At 69.2% G+C, this 13,001-nt stretch carries 15 protein-coding genes; 7 read left to right on the top strand and 8 right to left on the bottom strand.

Annotated features, from left to right (window positions below):
* Window positions 1–9 precede the first annotated feature (9 nt).
* Both RBJ65_RS29885 and RBJ65_RS29880 read right to left on the bottom strand, forming a co-directional pair.
* Complete coding sequence (locus RBJ65_RS29885) at window positions 10–672, bottom strand: DUF397 domain-containing protein (protein ID WP_306323587.1); 663 nt, start codon at window positions 670–672, stop codon at window positions 10–12.
* Window positions 673–681: 9 nt separating this feature from the next.
* On the bottom strand, window positions 682–1,533 hold the full coding sequence (locus RBJ65_RS29880) for a helix-turn-helix transcriptional regulator (protein WP_306323588.1): 852 nt from the start codon (window positions 1,531–1,533) through the stop codon (window positions 682–684).
* 236 nt (window positions 1,534–1,769) lie between these two features.
* Here RBJ65_RS29880 and RBJ65_RS29875 point away from each other — a divergent pair, with 236 nt between their 5' ends.
* A complete protein-coding gene (locus RBJ65_RS29875; RefSeq protein ID WP_306323589.1) occupies window positions 1,770–2,189 on the top strand; it encodes an ATP-binding protein in 420 nt (139 codons plus the stop codon).
* 92 nt (window positions 2,190–2,281) lie between these two features.
* On the opposite strand, the gene RBJ65_RS29870 is transcribed toward RBJ65_RS29875, so the two are convergent.
* Together RBJ65_RS29870 and RBJ65_RS29865 are read right to left on the bottom strand one after the other, a co-directional pair.
* Window positions 2,282–2,593: a hypothetical protein gene (locus RBJ65_RS29870; RefSeq protein ID WP_372341454.1), complete on the bottom strand. Its 312-nt coding sequence runs from the start codon at window positions 2,591–2,593 to the stop codon at window positions 2,282–2,284.
* 17 nt (window positions 2,594–2,610) lie between these two features.
* Window positions 2,611–4,293 (bottom strand): sodium:solute symporter family protein, encoded by a 1,683-nt coding sequence (locus tag RBJ65_RS29865; RefSeq protein ID WP_306323590.1) that lies wholly within the window; start codon window positions 4,291–4,293, stop codon window positions 2,611–2,613.
* Between the two features lie 193 nt (window positions 4,294–4,486).
* Here RBJ65_RS29865 and galT point away from each other — a divergent pair, with 193 nt between their 5' ends.
* From galT to galK, 3 genes are read left to right on the top strand one after another with little or no spacing between them, the layout of a single operon-like run.
* The gene (gene galT, locus RBJ65_RS29860; protein ID WP_306323591.1) at window positions 4,487–5,551 is read left to right on the top strand and encodes a galactose-1-phosphate uridylyltransferase; all 1,065 of its coding nucleotides are present in this window, start codon (window positions 4,487–4,489) and stop codon (window positions 5,549–5,551) included.
* A complete protein-coding gene (gene galE / locus RBJ65_RS29855) occupies window positions 5,551–6,528 on the top strand; it encodes a UDP-glucose 4-epimerase GalE (protein ID WP_306323592.1) in 978 nt (325 codons plus the stop codon). Before galT ends, galE begins: the two co-directional genes overlap by 1 nt.
* 18 nt (window positions 6,529–6,546) lie before the next feature.
* Window positions 6,547–7,713, top strand: a complete 1,167-nt coding sequence (gene galK, locus RBJ65_RS29850; protein ID WP_306323593.1) for a galactokinase — start codon at window positions 6,547–6,549, stop codon at window positions 7,711–7,713.
* 9 nt (window positions 7,714–7,722) lie between these two features.
* On the opposite strand, the gene RBJ65_RS29845 is transcribed toward galK, so the two are convergent.
* Window positions 7,723–8,178, bottom strand: a complete 456-nt coding sequence (locus tag RBJ65_RS29845) for a GNAT family N-acetyltransferase (protein ID WP_306323594.1) — start codon at window positions 8,176–8,178, stop codon at window positions 7,723–7,725.
* 290 nt (window positions 8,179–8,468) lie between these two features.
* Here RBJ65_RS29845 and RBJ65_RS29840 point away from each other — a divergent pair, with 290 nt between their 5' ends.
* Window positions 8,469–9,218 (top strand): response regulator transcription factor, encoded by a 750-nt coding sequence (locus RBJ65_RS29840; RefSeq protein ID WP_306323595.1) that lies wholly within the window; start codon window positions 8,469–8,471, stop codon window positions 9,216–9,218.
* A gap of 171 nt (window positions 9,219–9,389) precedes the next feature.
* Here RBJ65_RS29840 and tamR read toward each other — a convergent pair whose 3' ends face one another.
* Complete coding sequence (gene tamR, locus RBJ65_RS29835; RefSeq protein WP_306323596.1) at window positions 9,390–9,887, bottom strand: MarR family transcriptional regulator TamR; 498 nt, start codon at window positions 9,885–9,887, stop codon at window positions 9,390–9,392.
* Between the two features lie 87 nt (window positions 9,888–9,974).
* Here tamR and RBJ65_RS29830 point away from each other — a divergent pair, with 87 nt between their 5' ends.
* Both RBJ65_RS29830 and RBJ65_RS29825 read left to right on the top strand, forming a co-directional pair.
* Window positions 9,975–10,793 carry a trans-aconitate 2-methyltransferase gene (locus RBJ65_RS29830; RefSeq protein ID WP_306323597.1) on the top strand — a complete coding sequence of 273 codons (819 nt, stop codon included), beginning with the start codon at window positions 9,975–9,977 and terminating at the stop codon, window positions 10,791–10,793.
* Window positions 10,790–10,936: a hypothetical protein gene (locus RBJ65_RS29825; RefSeq protein WP_306323598.1), complete on the top strand. Its 147-nt coding sequence runs from the start codon at window positions 10,790–10,792 to the stop codon at window positions 10,934–10,936. Before RBJ65_RS29830 ends, RBJ65_RS29825 begins: the two co-directional genes overlap by 4 nt.
* Before the next feature lie 137 nt (window positions 10,937–11,073).
* Here RBJ65_RS29825 and RBJ65_RS29820 read toward each other — a convergent pair whose 3' ends face one another.
* Both RBJ65_RS29820 and RBJ65_RS29815 read right to left on the bottom strand, forming a co-directional pair.
* The gene (locus RBJ65_RS29820; protein WP_306323599.1) at window positions 11,074–11,760 is read right to left on the bottom strand and encodes a TetR/AcrR family transcriptional regulator; all 687 of its coding nucleotides are present in this window, start codon (window positions 11,758–11,760) and stop codon (window positions 11,074–11,076) included.
* 12 nt (window positions 11,761–11,772) lie between these two features.
* Window positions 11,773–12,762, bottom strand: a complete 990-nt coding sequence (locus tag RBJ65_RS29815; RefSeq protein WP_306323600.1) for an acyl-CoA desaturase — start codon at window positions 12,760–12,762, stop codon at window positions 11,773–11,775.
* Window positions 12,763–13,001: the final 239 nt, after the last annotated feature.

The following is a 13,001-nucleotide window of genomic DNA, read 5'->3' as shown; positions in this document are numbered from 1 at the left end:
AGCCCGCCCCTACGACAGCCGCCGCCCCATCTTCGCCGAGCGACGGTTGTGCCCCTTGGTGGCCCACCACTCGTCCATCAGGGACCGGACCAGGTGCACGAGCTGCCGCAGCCGCTCCGGTTCGGGGTCGCTCGACGTGAGCACGTCGGCGAAGGACTTGTCGTCCCAGTGGAGGGTGAACTCCCAGCGTTCTGGGGCGAGTTCGGGTCGCGCGACGGTGAGCCGGTAGGTCAACAGGGCGGTCCTGTCCGCCCGACACTCCACGTCCAGCCCCTCCACCTCGAACCGCACCGCCCCGTCACCCTTGCCGGTGCTGTACGACCGCCCCAACTCCCGCTCGGCGGGCGTCCCACCCACGAATTGGTCGAACTCGCCCGCCCGCACACCGCGCACGAAGGCGTTCCACTTGGCGCGGGTGGTGGTGACGGTGGCGTCCAGGTGCACGAGTTCCCCGTCCGGGGAGAAGGTGACGTCTACGAGCTCGGGGGCGCGGCCGTCCTTGACCGCGTCCAGCAGGTGGGTCAACCGGTCGGTGTCGAGGGTGAGTTCGTCGGCCGGGGTGTCGCTTTCGCGGAGGCGGGTGCGGTTGCCGGGCGCGGGGGCGAGTTCTATGCAGTTGTTGCCTTCACCACCGCCGGAGAAGGACGACTTCTGCCACTCGGGCGTGGTCATGGTCCGGCCTCACAGTTCCTTGGTCAACTGGTGAACGAAGTCCCGCGACTTGGTTGCGTCGAGAGACGCGTCCTCCACTTTACGGAAGAGTGTTCGGAAGTGGCCGAGTTGGGCTTCGGCATCCATGAGCGCGGTGCCGTGCGGCGCGTCCCTGACGACGGTGTCGAGGCGGGGCACCGCTCCGCCCAGGTACATCATGGTGCTGCCGCCTCCGGCGAAACAGTCCAGGTCGAAGGGGACGACCCGCACGGTGACGTGATCCGCTTCGGCGGCTTCGAGGATCCGGAGCAGTTGGGCGCGGGAATCCTCGCGGCTGCCGACCCGGATACGTAGCGCCGCCTCATGGATCACAGTCGTGTACGGAGCGGGGGAGGGGGCCTCGATGACGCTGCGGCGCCGCATCCTGTGCTCCACCCAGAGCTCCAGCTCGCTCTTGGGGAGCTCCGGCGACATATAGGCGAACAGTGCCCTCGCGTAGGCCTCGGTCTGGAGGAGTCCGGGGACGTGGATGACCGCGACCTCGTGGCGGAACGTGGCGTAGTGGTCCAGTTCGGAGAGGTCCAGGAACGGGACGGGGAGTACGCCCCGGTACTCCTCCCACCAGCCCCGGGTGCGGGAAGTCGCCATCGCCACCAGGGCTTCGATCAACTCGCCGTCGGAGCACGCGTAGTTCGCGGCGAGCCGCCGCAGGCGCTCCTCGCTGACACCCGCGACGCCGGACTCGATCTGGCTCATCTGCACCGAATCGGCTCCGAGCAGGGCCGCCGCCTCCCGGGCCGTGAGTCCCGCCGCCTCGCGCAGCCGGCGCAACTCCGTGCCGAGCCGGGCCCGCCGGGCGGTGACCTGCCTTCTCCGGGGCATGTGCCCTCCTTGCCTCAACATCCGTGGAACGGCGACCCGTTCGGGTGTCAGGTTAGGACAACAGCTTGCATGTTCCTAAAGTTAAGTCCTACCGTCGGTGACGCGTCGCACACGCAGCGAATCCGGGGCCACCGGAAGCGCACCGCCCCGCCATGCCATGGCGACGGCGGCATTGCCACCGCCCCCACACTCCCTTCGCCGCGCCGAACTCCCGCACTGACCAACGGAGTTACCGCATGCCGCACCCGCCACCCCGCTCACCCGAACCGTGGGAGTACACCCTGTACATCCCTCACGACCCCCGCGCCGTAACGGTCTCCCGCCACACCCTCCACCTGATCCTCACGCTCCACGGCCCACCCCAACTCGCGGACGTAGCCCAACTCTTGGCGACGGAACTGGTCTCCAACGCCATCCGCCACACCAAGGGCCCGGCCGCCCTCCGCCTCCGCTGGACCAACGGAGTGCTCCGTATCGGCGTCTGGGACGCGGACCCGAAACCACCCGCCCCGCCCCTCTTCACCCCACCCGACGCGGAGGCGGGCCGCGGCCTCGACCTCGTCCGGACCTGCGCCGACGGCTGGGGCTGGCACCCGCTGTCGGACAGCGGCGACCACGGCAAGCTCGTCTGGTGCGAACTGGGGGCGGCAGCCTGATCGACCGGGCCGACCGAACCCAAAGGGCCGGCCCCACCGCTCTCCCAAGCGGTGGGGCCGGACCTGGTTCGGGTGCCCGGGGTGGGGCGGAACTATTCGGTCGGCGTGGACGCCTCCGCCAGTTCCTCCGCCGTCGGCGGCACCGTCGGCCGCAGCTTCAGCCACACCAGGAAGAAGAGGCCGAGAACGAGCATCCCCAACCCCGTCCAGAGGTTGATGTTGATGTCCTGCGCCTTCTTCATGTCGGCGTCGGACGCCGTGAAGCCGGCGATCGTCACGATCACGCCGTACACCACGAAGAGGCCGCCGATGATGCGTCGTACGTCGAAGAGGCGGGCCGCCGTCGCCGACTTGGCCTCCAGTTCCTTCACTTCCTCGACGTGCTGGTTCATGTCGTCGCTCATGTCGGGTACCTCGGACCTCAGAAGGAGAACGGGATGTAGCAGATGACGGCGAGGGCGATCGCACCCCAGCCCAGCAGGGCCGGCTTGCGGTACCAGGCGTCGTCACCCTCGGCCGGCGGCTCCTCCATGCCCGGCGACTTCGTGCCGTAGACGAGACCGGCCAGCTCCTCGGCGGGCTTGGACTTGGTGACCATCGTGACCACGAGCATCACGACCGCGCCGACGACGAAGGCGACGATCGACGAGACGAAGTTGGCGCCCTGGTCGGAGGGGATCTCGATGACGCCCTGCTTGTAGAACCAGAAGTAGTTCACCATCGCGGCGACCGTGCCCGACAGAAGGCCCCAGAAACCGGCAGCCGGAGTCGTCCGCTTCCAGAACATGCCGATGATAAATACAACAAAAAGCGGCACATTGAAGAAGGAGAACAGCGTCTGCAGGTAGTTCATGATGTTGCTGAAGCTGCCCGCGATGAACGCCGTGCCCATGCCGATCAGCACACCCACGGCCGTGACCACGCGGCCGGTCTGGAGGTAGTGCTTGTCGCTCTGGCCCTTCTTGATGTACGCGGCCCAGATGTCGTTCGTGAACACCGTGTTGAAGGACGAGACGTTGGCCGCCATGCCCGCCATGAAGGCGGCGAGCAGGCCGGTCACCGCGATGCCGAGGACACCGTTCGGGAGCAGGTCGCGCATGAGGACCGGGATGGCGTCGTTGTACTGGAGGCCGTCCGCGGACTTGCCCAGCGAGGGCTCCATGACGAGGGCGATCAGGCCGGGGATCACGACGACCATCGGGATGAGGATCTTCGGGAACGCGGCGATCAGCGGCGTGCGCTTGGCGGCGGAGAGGTTCTTCGCGGACAGCGCGCGCTGCACCTCGGCGAAGTTCGTCGTCCAGTAGCCGAAGGACATCACGAAGCCGAGGCCGAGGACGATCGTCAGCCAGTTGGCGCCCAGCGGGTTGGACTCGCCGATGCCCGTGCCCTGCCAGGCCGTCATGAACGAGGACCCGTGCGAGCTGGAGAGGGAATCGGATATGCCGTCCCAGCCGCCGACCCGCTTGAGGCCGACGATCGTCAGCGGGATCAGCGCCGCGAGGATCACGAAGAACTGAAGCACCTCGTTGTAGATCGCCGAGGAGAGCCCGCCGATCGTGATGTACGCGAGGACGAAGAGGCCCGCGATCACGATCGCCACCCACTGCGGCCAGCCGAGCAGCGCCTGGAGCACCAGCGCCATCGCGTACAGGTTGACGCCCGCGATCAGCACCGAGGAGACGGCGAAGATGATCGACGAGAGGAGGTGGGAGGAGGGGCCGAAGCGGTGGAGGAGGAACTCGGGGACCGAGCGCACCTTCGACGAGTAGTAGAAGGGCATCATCACCAGGCCGAGGAAGACCATGGCCGGGATGGCGCCGATCCAGTACCAGTGCACCGTGTAGAGGCCGTACTGCGCGCCGTTGGCCGCCATGCCGAGGATCTCGGTGGCGCCCAGGTTCGCTGCGACGAACGCGAGACCGGTGACCCAGGCGGGCAGTGAACGCCCTGACAGGAAGAAGTCGAGGCTGGTCTTCACGGAGCGGCGAGCGGCGAAGCCGATGCCCAGGACCACGACGAAGTAGATCGCCATGATCGCGTAGTCGAGGCCGTTGGTGGGCAGCCGAAGCCCCTCGGCCAGGGTTGTTGTGGGGGACAGCATGGAGATCTCGCTTCGTTGCGCGAACTGAAACAGTCCGGAACCTACGCCTCCGGCTTCAATAAGTGAACAGTTTTCTTGACGTTCTTTGTTGGATTGTGATCGAGAGCTCGCGTCCTCTTGACGTAGCACGCTGTTGGCTTATGCTTTGTTGTGTTTGGTTCTGTTTAGTTGGTTGCGATGAGGAGCATCGGACGTGAAGAAGACGTCGACCCGGCTCGCCGACGGCCGTGAGCTGATCTACTACGACTCGCGCGACGACGTCGTCCGGGACGCGGTCGACCGCCGTCCGCTCGACCGCACCGTGACCACCTCCGAGGTGCGCCGCGACCCGCTGCTCGGCGACTGTGTCGCGATCGCCTCGCACCGCCAGGGGCGGACGTACCACCCGCCGGCCGACGAGTGCCCGCTGTGCCCGTCCGAGGGCGAGCGGCTGAGCGAGGTCCCCGACTCCTCGTACGACGTCGTGGTCTTCGAGAACCGCTTCCCCTCGCTCGCCGGGGACTCGGGGCGGTGCGAGGTCGTGTGCTTCACGTCCGACCACGACAAGTCCTTCGCGGACCTGACCGAGGAGCAGGCGCGGCTCGTCCTCGACGCGTGGACCGACCGCACCGCGGAGCTTTCCCACCTCGACTCCGTCGAGCAGGTCTTCTGCTTCGAGAACCGCGGCGCCGAGATCGGCGTCACCCTCGGCCACCCGCACGGCCAGATCTACGGCTACCCCTTCACCACCCCGCGTACGGCGCTGATGCTGCGCTCGGCGGCCCAGTACAAGGAGCAGACCGGCGGCGCCAACCTCTTCGCCGACACCGTCGCGAAGGAGCGGGAGGACGGCAGCCGCGTCGTCATCGACGGCGAGCACTGGGTGGCCTTCGTGCCCTACGCCGCGCACTGGCCGTACGAGGTGCACCTCTACCCCAAGCGTCAGGTCCCTGACCTGCTCGCGCTCGACGAGGACGCGCGCACAGAGTTCCCCAAGATTTATCTGGAACTCTTGAGGCGCTTCGACCGGATCTTCGGTGAGAACCAGCCGGTGACGCCGTACATCGCGGCCTGGCACCAGGCCCCGTTCGGCTCGCTGGACGAGTTCGAGGGTGTCAATCGGGACGACTTCGCGCTGCATCTGGAGCTTTTCACCGTCCGACGCACTTCCGGCAAGCTGAAGTTTCTCGCGGGTTCCGAGTCCGGCATGAACGTGTTCATCAACGACGTGCCGCCGGAGGCCGCGGCCGAGCGACTGCGAGAGGTAGCGAGCGAGTAATGGGTAACGCCGTTTCTAAGAAGTACCTGGTCACGGGTGGTGCGGGCTATGTCGGTTCGGTCGTCGCCCAGCATCTGATCGAGGCGGGCCACGAGGTCGTCGTCCTCGACAACCTCTCCACCGGCTTCCGCGAGGGCGTGCCCGCGGGCGCCACCTTCGTCGAGGGCGACATCCGCGACGCCGCCAAGTGGCTCGACTCCTCCTACGACGCCGTGCTGCACTTCGCCGCCTTCTCCCAGGTCGGCGAGTCGGTCGTGAAGCCCGAGAAGTACTGGGCGAACAACGTCGGCGGCACCATGGAGCTGCTCGCCGCGATGCGCGCCGCGGACGTCCGCAAGCTGGTCTTCTCGTCCACCGCCGCCACGTACGGCGAGCCGGTGAACACTCCGATCACCGAGTCCGACCCGACCGCGCCCACCTCCCCGTACGGCGCCTCGAAGCTCGCCGTCGACCACATGATCACGGGTGAGGCGAACGCGCACGGACTGGCTGCGGTATCCCTTCGGTACTTCAACGTGGCGGGCGCGTACGGCAGTTGCGGCGAGCGCCACGACCCCGAGTCGCACCTCATCCCGCTCGTCCTCCAGGTCGCCCAGGGCCGCCGCGAGGCCATCAACGTCTTCGGCGACGACTACCCGACGGCCGACGGCACCTGCATCCGCGACTACATCCACGTCGCGGACCTCGCCGAGGCGCACCTGCTCGCCGTCGACGCCGCCCGGCCCGGCGAGCACCTCATCTGCAACCTCGGCAACGGAAACGGCTTCTCGGTCCGCGAGGTCATCGAGACCGTCCGCCAGGTCACCGGGCACCCGATCCCCGAGGTCGTCGCCCCGCGCCGCGGCGGCGACCCGGCCGTCCTCGTCGCCTCCGCCGACACCGCGCGCGAGCGCCTCGGCTGGAACCCGTCCCGCGCGGACCTCGCGGGCATCGTCGCCGACGCCTGGGAGTTCACCCAGGCCCGTGAGCAGCAGTAAGCAGTAGGAGAGCATCTGATGTCCGTCGACGCGCAGTTCAAGGACCTGTACGGGTACGAGCCCGCCGGAGTCTGGGCGGCCCCCGGCCGCGTCAACCTCATCGGCGAGTACACCGACTTCAACGAGGGCTTCGTCATGCCGCTCGCGCTGCCGCACACCGCGGTCGCCGCGGTGGCCGCGCGCGAGGACGGCGTGCTGCGCCTGCACTCCGCCGACATCGACGCCCCGGTCGTGGAACTGCGCGTCGACGAACTCGCCCCGCTCAGCAAGTACGGCCAGGGCGGCTGGGCCGCCTACCCGGCGGGCGTCGTCTGGGCGCTGCGCGAGGCCGGCCACACGGCCGTCACCGGCGCCGACATCCACCTCGCCTCGACCGTACCGACCGGCGCGGGCCTGTCGTCCTCGGCGGCCCTGGAGGTCGTCACCGCGTACGCGATGAACGACCTGTACGAACTCGGCCTCACCGGCGCCGAGTTGGCCGTGCTGTCCCAGCGCGCGGAGAACGCCTTCGTCGGCGTGCCGTGCGGCGTCATGGACCAGATGGCCTCGTCCTGCGCCACCGAGGGCCACGCCCTGCACCTCGACTGCCGCGACCTGTCCATCCGCCAGGTCCCCTTCGACCTGGCGGCCCACGGCCTCCAGCTCCTCGTCGTCGACACCCGCGTCAAGCACGAGCTGGGCGACGGCGCGTACGCGGAGCGGCGCGCGGGCTGCGAGGAGGGCGCCCGCGTCCTCGGCGTCTCACACCTGCGCGACGTCTCGTACGCCGAACTCGGCACGTCCATCGCGGAGTTGGAGCTCGCCGGAGTCGACGAGAAGGTCGTCCGCTACGTCCGCCACATCGTCTCCGACGACCACCGCGTCGAGCGCGTCATCGAACTGCTCGACTCCGGCGACGTACGCGCCATCGGCCCCATCCTCGTCCAGGGGCACGTCTCGCTCCGCGACGATCTGCGCATCTCCTGCCCGGAGTTGGACCTCGTCGTCGGCACGGCGATGACCTCCGGCGCGATCGGCGCCCGGATGACGGGCGGCGGCTTCGGCGGCTCCGCGGTCGTCCTGGTGGAGTCGGGCGACGCCGACACGGTCACGAAGTCGATCACCGACGCCTTCGCGGAGGCCGGCCACACGACGCCGCGCGTCTTCCCGGCGGTGCCCGCCGCGGGCGCACGCCGCGTCAGCTGAACCGCTCGGTCAGCCGAGCCGCTTGGTGAGGGTGAACTCCTTGAGCCCGGGCGGATAGTCCGGGATCACGGACACCACGTCGTACCCCTGCAGCCGGTAGAAGCCCGGCGCCTGGAAGTCCCACGTCTCGACGCGCGAGCTGACGCACCCGCGCTCCTCGCGCGCGATGCGCTCCGCGTCCGCGAGCAGCCGCGCCCCGAGACCCGCGCCGCGATGTTCCTCGGCGACCCACAGCAGATCCACGTGCAGCCAGTACGCCCACGTGTACGCGTCGAGACCGGCCGCCAGCGAACCGTCCTCCTCCAACACCCAGACCTGGAGCGGGACATGCTGGTCGGCAGGGGTGCCGCGCAGCTCGCGCAGTTCCGGTGACGCCGCCCTGTTGTTCTCCCGCAGCAGCGACCGGAGCCGAAGGGCACGCTCCTTGTCGACTTCTGTCTCGATGCGAAACATGCGCATCACCATAAACGCGCAGGGCAGTCGCCGCTCCGCCAACCGACAACCAGTTCTGCGAATTGACTTCCCCTGTGGTCCTTCACCTCTACTCTGAGGGCTAGCACCGGTGGGGGCCGGTGCCGATCAGGGGGCGAGACAGCCGGGTACGACGCCCGGAGTGGGGGTAGCAGTTCCGCATCCGGCGGCGGCCGGGCGGCCGCGGCGATCCGTACTCCGGGCGCCGTACCTGCGTTGGTCCGTCCCCCGACAGTTGGGGTATCCCCTGCTCCGTACCGGAGCTCGGGGAAGGGGGTAATCACGTGGTTCGTATCCGGGTCCTCGTAGTCGACGACCATCGCATCTTCGCCGAGTCGCTCGCCGCGGCGCTCGCCGCCGAGCCCGACGTCGACGTGTCGGCCGCGGGAAGCGGCCCCGCCGCTCTGCGCTGCCTCGACCGGGCGGTCGCGGAGGGGCGCCGGTTCGATGTCCTTCTGATCGACGCGGACCTGGGCGCGGCATCGCTCCAGGGCATGCGCGCGCCGACGGCCGTACCCGACAGCGCCGCGCAGGACGGCCTCGTCGACGGCATCTCCCTTGTGGCGGGCGTGCGTTCGGCCCAGCCCGCCGTGCGCACGGTGGTGCTCGCCGAGCGGGACGATCCGCGCCGCGCGGCGCTCGCGCTGCAAGCGGGGGCGTCCGGCTGGGTCGCCAAGGACTGTTCCCTGTCGCGCCTGTTGACCGTCATACGGGGCGTGCTGCGCGAAGAGACGCACCTGCCGCCGGCGCTCCTCACGGGCGTCCTACGGGAGTTGACCGCGGCCCGCAAGCACCGCACCGAGTCCGAACGCCTCGTCGAGTCCCTCACGCCGCGCGAGCGCGAGGTGCTGCGCTGCATGGTGGCGGGCCTCGGCCGCAAGGCAGTAGCGGAACGCCTCTTCCTGTCCCCGCACACGGTCCGCACCCACATGCAGAACGTCCTGGGAAAGCTGGGCGTGCACTCGACCCTGGCGGCGGTGGCGCTCGCGCGCAGGGCGGGCGTGGGCCCGGTGGACCTGGAAGCGGCCAGCTGAGATCCCCGTCAACGCCTTGCGTCGCGCTGTGCGACATCAAGTTTTTGCGTCCTCTGCGGTGGGTCGAGCAAAATCAAGCCCCTGCGGCGATTGAGCAGGCGGCTCCGTGGCCGAGCTCGCGGGGCTCCGCCCCGGACCCCGCTGCTCAATCGCCGCAGGGGCTTGAGAGGGTCAACCGGGAATGTTGTCGAACGGCGCCGTCAACTGCCGCAACAACCCGGCCAGTTCACCCCTCTGCGCCCGCGAAAGCTCCGCCAGAATCGCCCGCTCCTGCTCCAGCAGCCCCGCCAGCGACCGGTCGGCCCGGTCCCGCCCCTCGTCCGTGAGCCGCACCAGCACACCCCGCCGGTCACTGGGATCGGGCAGCCGCTCGACGAGCCCCTTCTTGGCGAGCCGGTCGATACGATTCGTCATCGTGCCGGACGTCACCAACGTCTGCGTGAGCAGTTGCCCGGGCGAGAGCTGATACGGCGTACCCGCACGCCGCAGCGCCGTCAGGACGTCGAACTCCCACGGCTCCAGGTTGTGCTCGGAAAAGGCCAGGCGGCGGGCCCGGTCGAGATGGCGCGCGAGCCTGCTGACCCGACTGAGCACCTCAAGGGGCTCCACGTCGAGGTCGGGGCGCTCTCGGCGCCACGCTGAGACCAGACGGTCGACCTCGTCCTCCATGACGATCAGTGTAGGGGGTGTGTCGACATGAAGTCTCTTGAGGTCGACTATCTTGACATCAAGATAGGCTCGGCGGAGCCTTGAAACATGATGAAGCCCGCACCCACCGCACCCACCACCGCACCCACGTGGGACCCCCAGCAGTATCTCCGCCACGCCGACCACCGCGCCCGCCCCTTCGTCGACCTGCTCGCCCGCGTCCCCGCCCTCCCCGGCGACCCGCCCCGCATCGCCGACCTCGGCTGCGGCCCCGGCAACGTCACGACACTGCTCGCCGAACGCTGGCCCACCGCCCGCGTCACCGGCTACGACAACTCACGGGAAATGCTGGCCAAGGCGGCCGCCCACGCCACCGACCGCCTCGACTTCGCGTACGCCGACGCGGCCCACTGGGCGCCCACGGAAACGTATGACCTGCTCGTCTCGAACGCGACGCTGCAATGGGTCCCGGGCCACGCCGACGCCTTCCCGCGCTGGCTCGACGCGGTGGCCTCCGGCGGCACGTTCGCCTTCCAGGTGCCCGGCAACTTCGACGCCCCCAGCCACGTCCTGATGCGGGAGTTGGCGGAATCCGCCCGCTGGAAGGACCGCCTGTCCGGCGTCCTGCGCCACGGCGACGCGGTCCGCACACCCACGGCCTACCTGGAACGCCTCGCCGGCCTCGGCTGCGAGGTCGACGCCTGGGAGACGACCTACGCCCACCTCCTGACCGGCCCCGACCCGGTCCTCGACTGGGTCAAGGGCACCGGACTGCGCCCCGTCCTGACCGCCCTCGCGGACGACCCGGCGGCCCGCGACGCCTTCGTCACGGCCTACCGGGACCTGCTCCGCGAGGCCTACCCGGCGACGCCCCACGGCACGGTCCTCCCCTTCCGCCGCATCTTCGTGGTGGCGACCCGCCCATGACGCCGATCGCGGTCGACCACGTACAACTCACGGCGCCACCGGGCAGCGAGGCGATCCTGCGCTCCTTCTACGCCGACGACCTCGGCATGAGGTCGAGTGGGACGACCTCCTGCCGGGGCCCCTCAAGCCCCTGCGGCGATTGAGCAGGCGGCTCCGTGGCCGGGCTCTCGGGGCTCCGCCCCGGACCCCGCTGCTCAATCGCCGCAGGGGCTCAAAAAACGGACCCCGCTCCTCAAACGCCGGAGGGCTTGAGACGGCACGGGGAGGGGCTGAGCGCAGCTCAATTCTTCCGGTGCCCTATAAGGCGCGGCTTCGGCTCCAAGCCGTCCAACCCGTGCCACGCCAGATTCACCAGATGCGCCGCGACCTCCGCCTTCTTCGGCTTGCGCGCGTCCAGCCACCACTGGCCCGTCAGCGCGACCATCCCGACCAGCGCCTGCGCGTACAGCGGCGCCAGCTTCGGGTCGAAGCCGCGGCTCTTGAACTCGCGGCCGAGGATGTCCTCGACCTGCGTCGCGATGTCGGAGATGAGGGACGCGAACGAGCCCGTGGACTGCGGGATGGGGGAGTCGCGGACCAGGATGCGGAAGCCGTCCGTGTACTCCTCGATGTAGTCGAGGAGCGCGAACGCCGCCTGCTCCAGCAGCTCCCGCGGGTGACCGGCCGTCAGGGAACCGGTCACCATGTCGAGCAGCTGCCGCATCTCGCGGTCCACGACCACCGCGTACAGCCCCTCCTTGCCGCCGAAGTGCTCGTACACCACCGGCTTGGAGACCCCGGCCTTCGCCGCGATCTCCTCCACCGACGTGGCCTCGAAGCCCTTCGCGGCGAACACGACGCGACCGATCTCCAACAGCTGCTGACGCCGCTCCGCCCCCGTCATCCGCGTTCTGCGCGCGCGCCGGGGCTGCTTGTCGGGCCTGTCACTGCTCGGGGTATTTGAGTCGGTCGCCACGTCGTCCATCATGCCGTGTGGGCCTCAGGCCGCGTCGGCCACCTGCTCCTTGCGCCGCGAGGCGATGCGGTCCTTCGACGGCCAGCGCACATCGTGCGCCCAGCCCAACCGCTCGAACCAGCGGATCAGGCGGGCCGAGGAGTCGATCTGGCCGCGCTCCACACCGTGCCGCGCCGACGTCGGGTCCGCGTGGTGCAGGTTGTGCCAGGACTCGCCGCAGGACAGCACGGCCAGCCACCACACGTTGCCGGACTTGTCGCGGGACTTGAAGGGGCGCTTGCCGACGGCGTGACAGATCGAGTTGATCGACCACGTCACATGGTGCAGCAGCGCCACCCGCACGAGCGAGCCCCAGAAGAACGCCGTGAACGCGCCCCACCACGACATCGTCACCAGGCCGCCGATCAGCGCGGGCAGCAGCAGCGAGACCGTCGTCCACAGGACGAACTGGCGGGAGATCGCGCGGATCGCCGGGTCCTTGATCAGGTCGGGCGCGAACTTCTCCTGCGAGGTCTGCTCCTCGTCGAACATCCACGCCATGTGCGCCCACCACAGCCCCTTGAGCAGGGCCGGCACCGTCTCCCCGTACCGCCACGGAGAGTGCGGGTCGCCTTCGGCGTCGGAGAACTTGTGGTGCTTGCGGTGGTCGGCGACCCAGCGCACGAGCGGACCCTCGACCGCGAGCGAACCCATGATCGCCAGCGCGATCCGCAGCGGCCGCTTCGCCTTGAAGGAGCCGTGCGTGAAGTACCGGTGGAAGCCGATCGTGATGCCGTGGCAGCCGACGAAGTAGAAGACGACGAGGAGCGCGAGGTCGAGCCAGCTCACCCCCCAGCCCCAGGCCAGCGGCACCGCCGCGAGCACGGCGAGGAACGGGACGGTGATGAACAGGAGCAGTGTGATCTGCTCCACGGAGCGTTTCTGCTCCCCGCCGAGCGTCGCCGTGGGCGCCGCGGCGGGCGGTCCTGAGGCCGCACCGGGGGCTTCTTCGATCACATCGGTACTGGTTGCCATGGGAGTCCCCTGTAAGTCGAGGGTTGAGACGGGCTGAGACGGGTCAGGAGATCCACGGGGATCCGCGGACGGCTTGCCTACGGTTCCGTAACCTACGGCGTCGTAAGTATGTCAGCGTGCAGCCTGGCGGCAAGAGGCCCCGACCTCGCCGTCGGCGCGGGCACATATCCTTGGAATCGGTCGGACAGCGCGGTCCGTATCTGAATCTCCACCCCCGGGTGTCTACCCGGATCCGGGGA

The sequence above is a fragment of the Streptomyces sp. KL109B genome (assembly GCF_030766935.1).
GTDB lineage: Bacteria > Actinomycetota > Actinomycetes > Streptomycetales > Streptomycetaceae > Streptomyces.
Note: the sequence above shows the minus strand (reverse complement) of the source record. Positions and strands in the feature narration are given on the sequence as shown.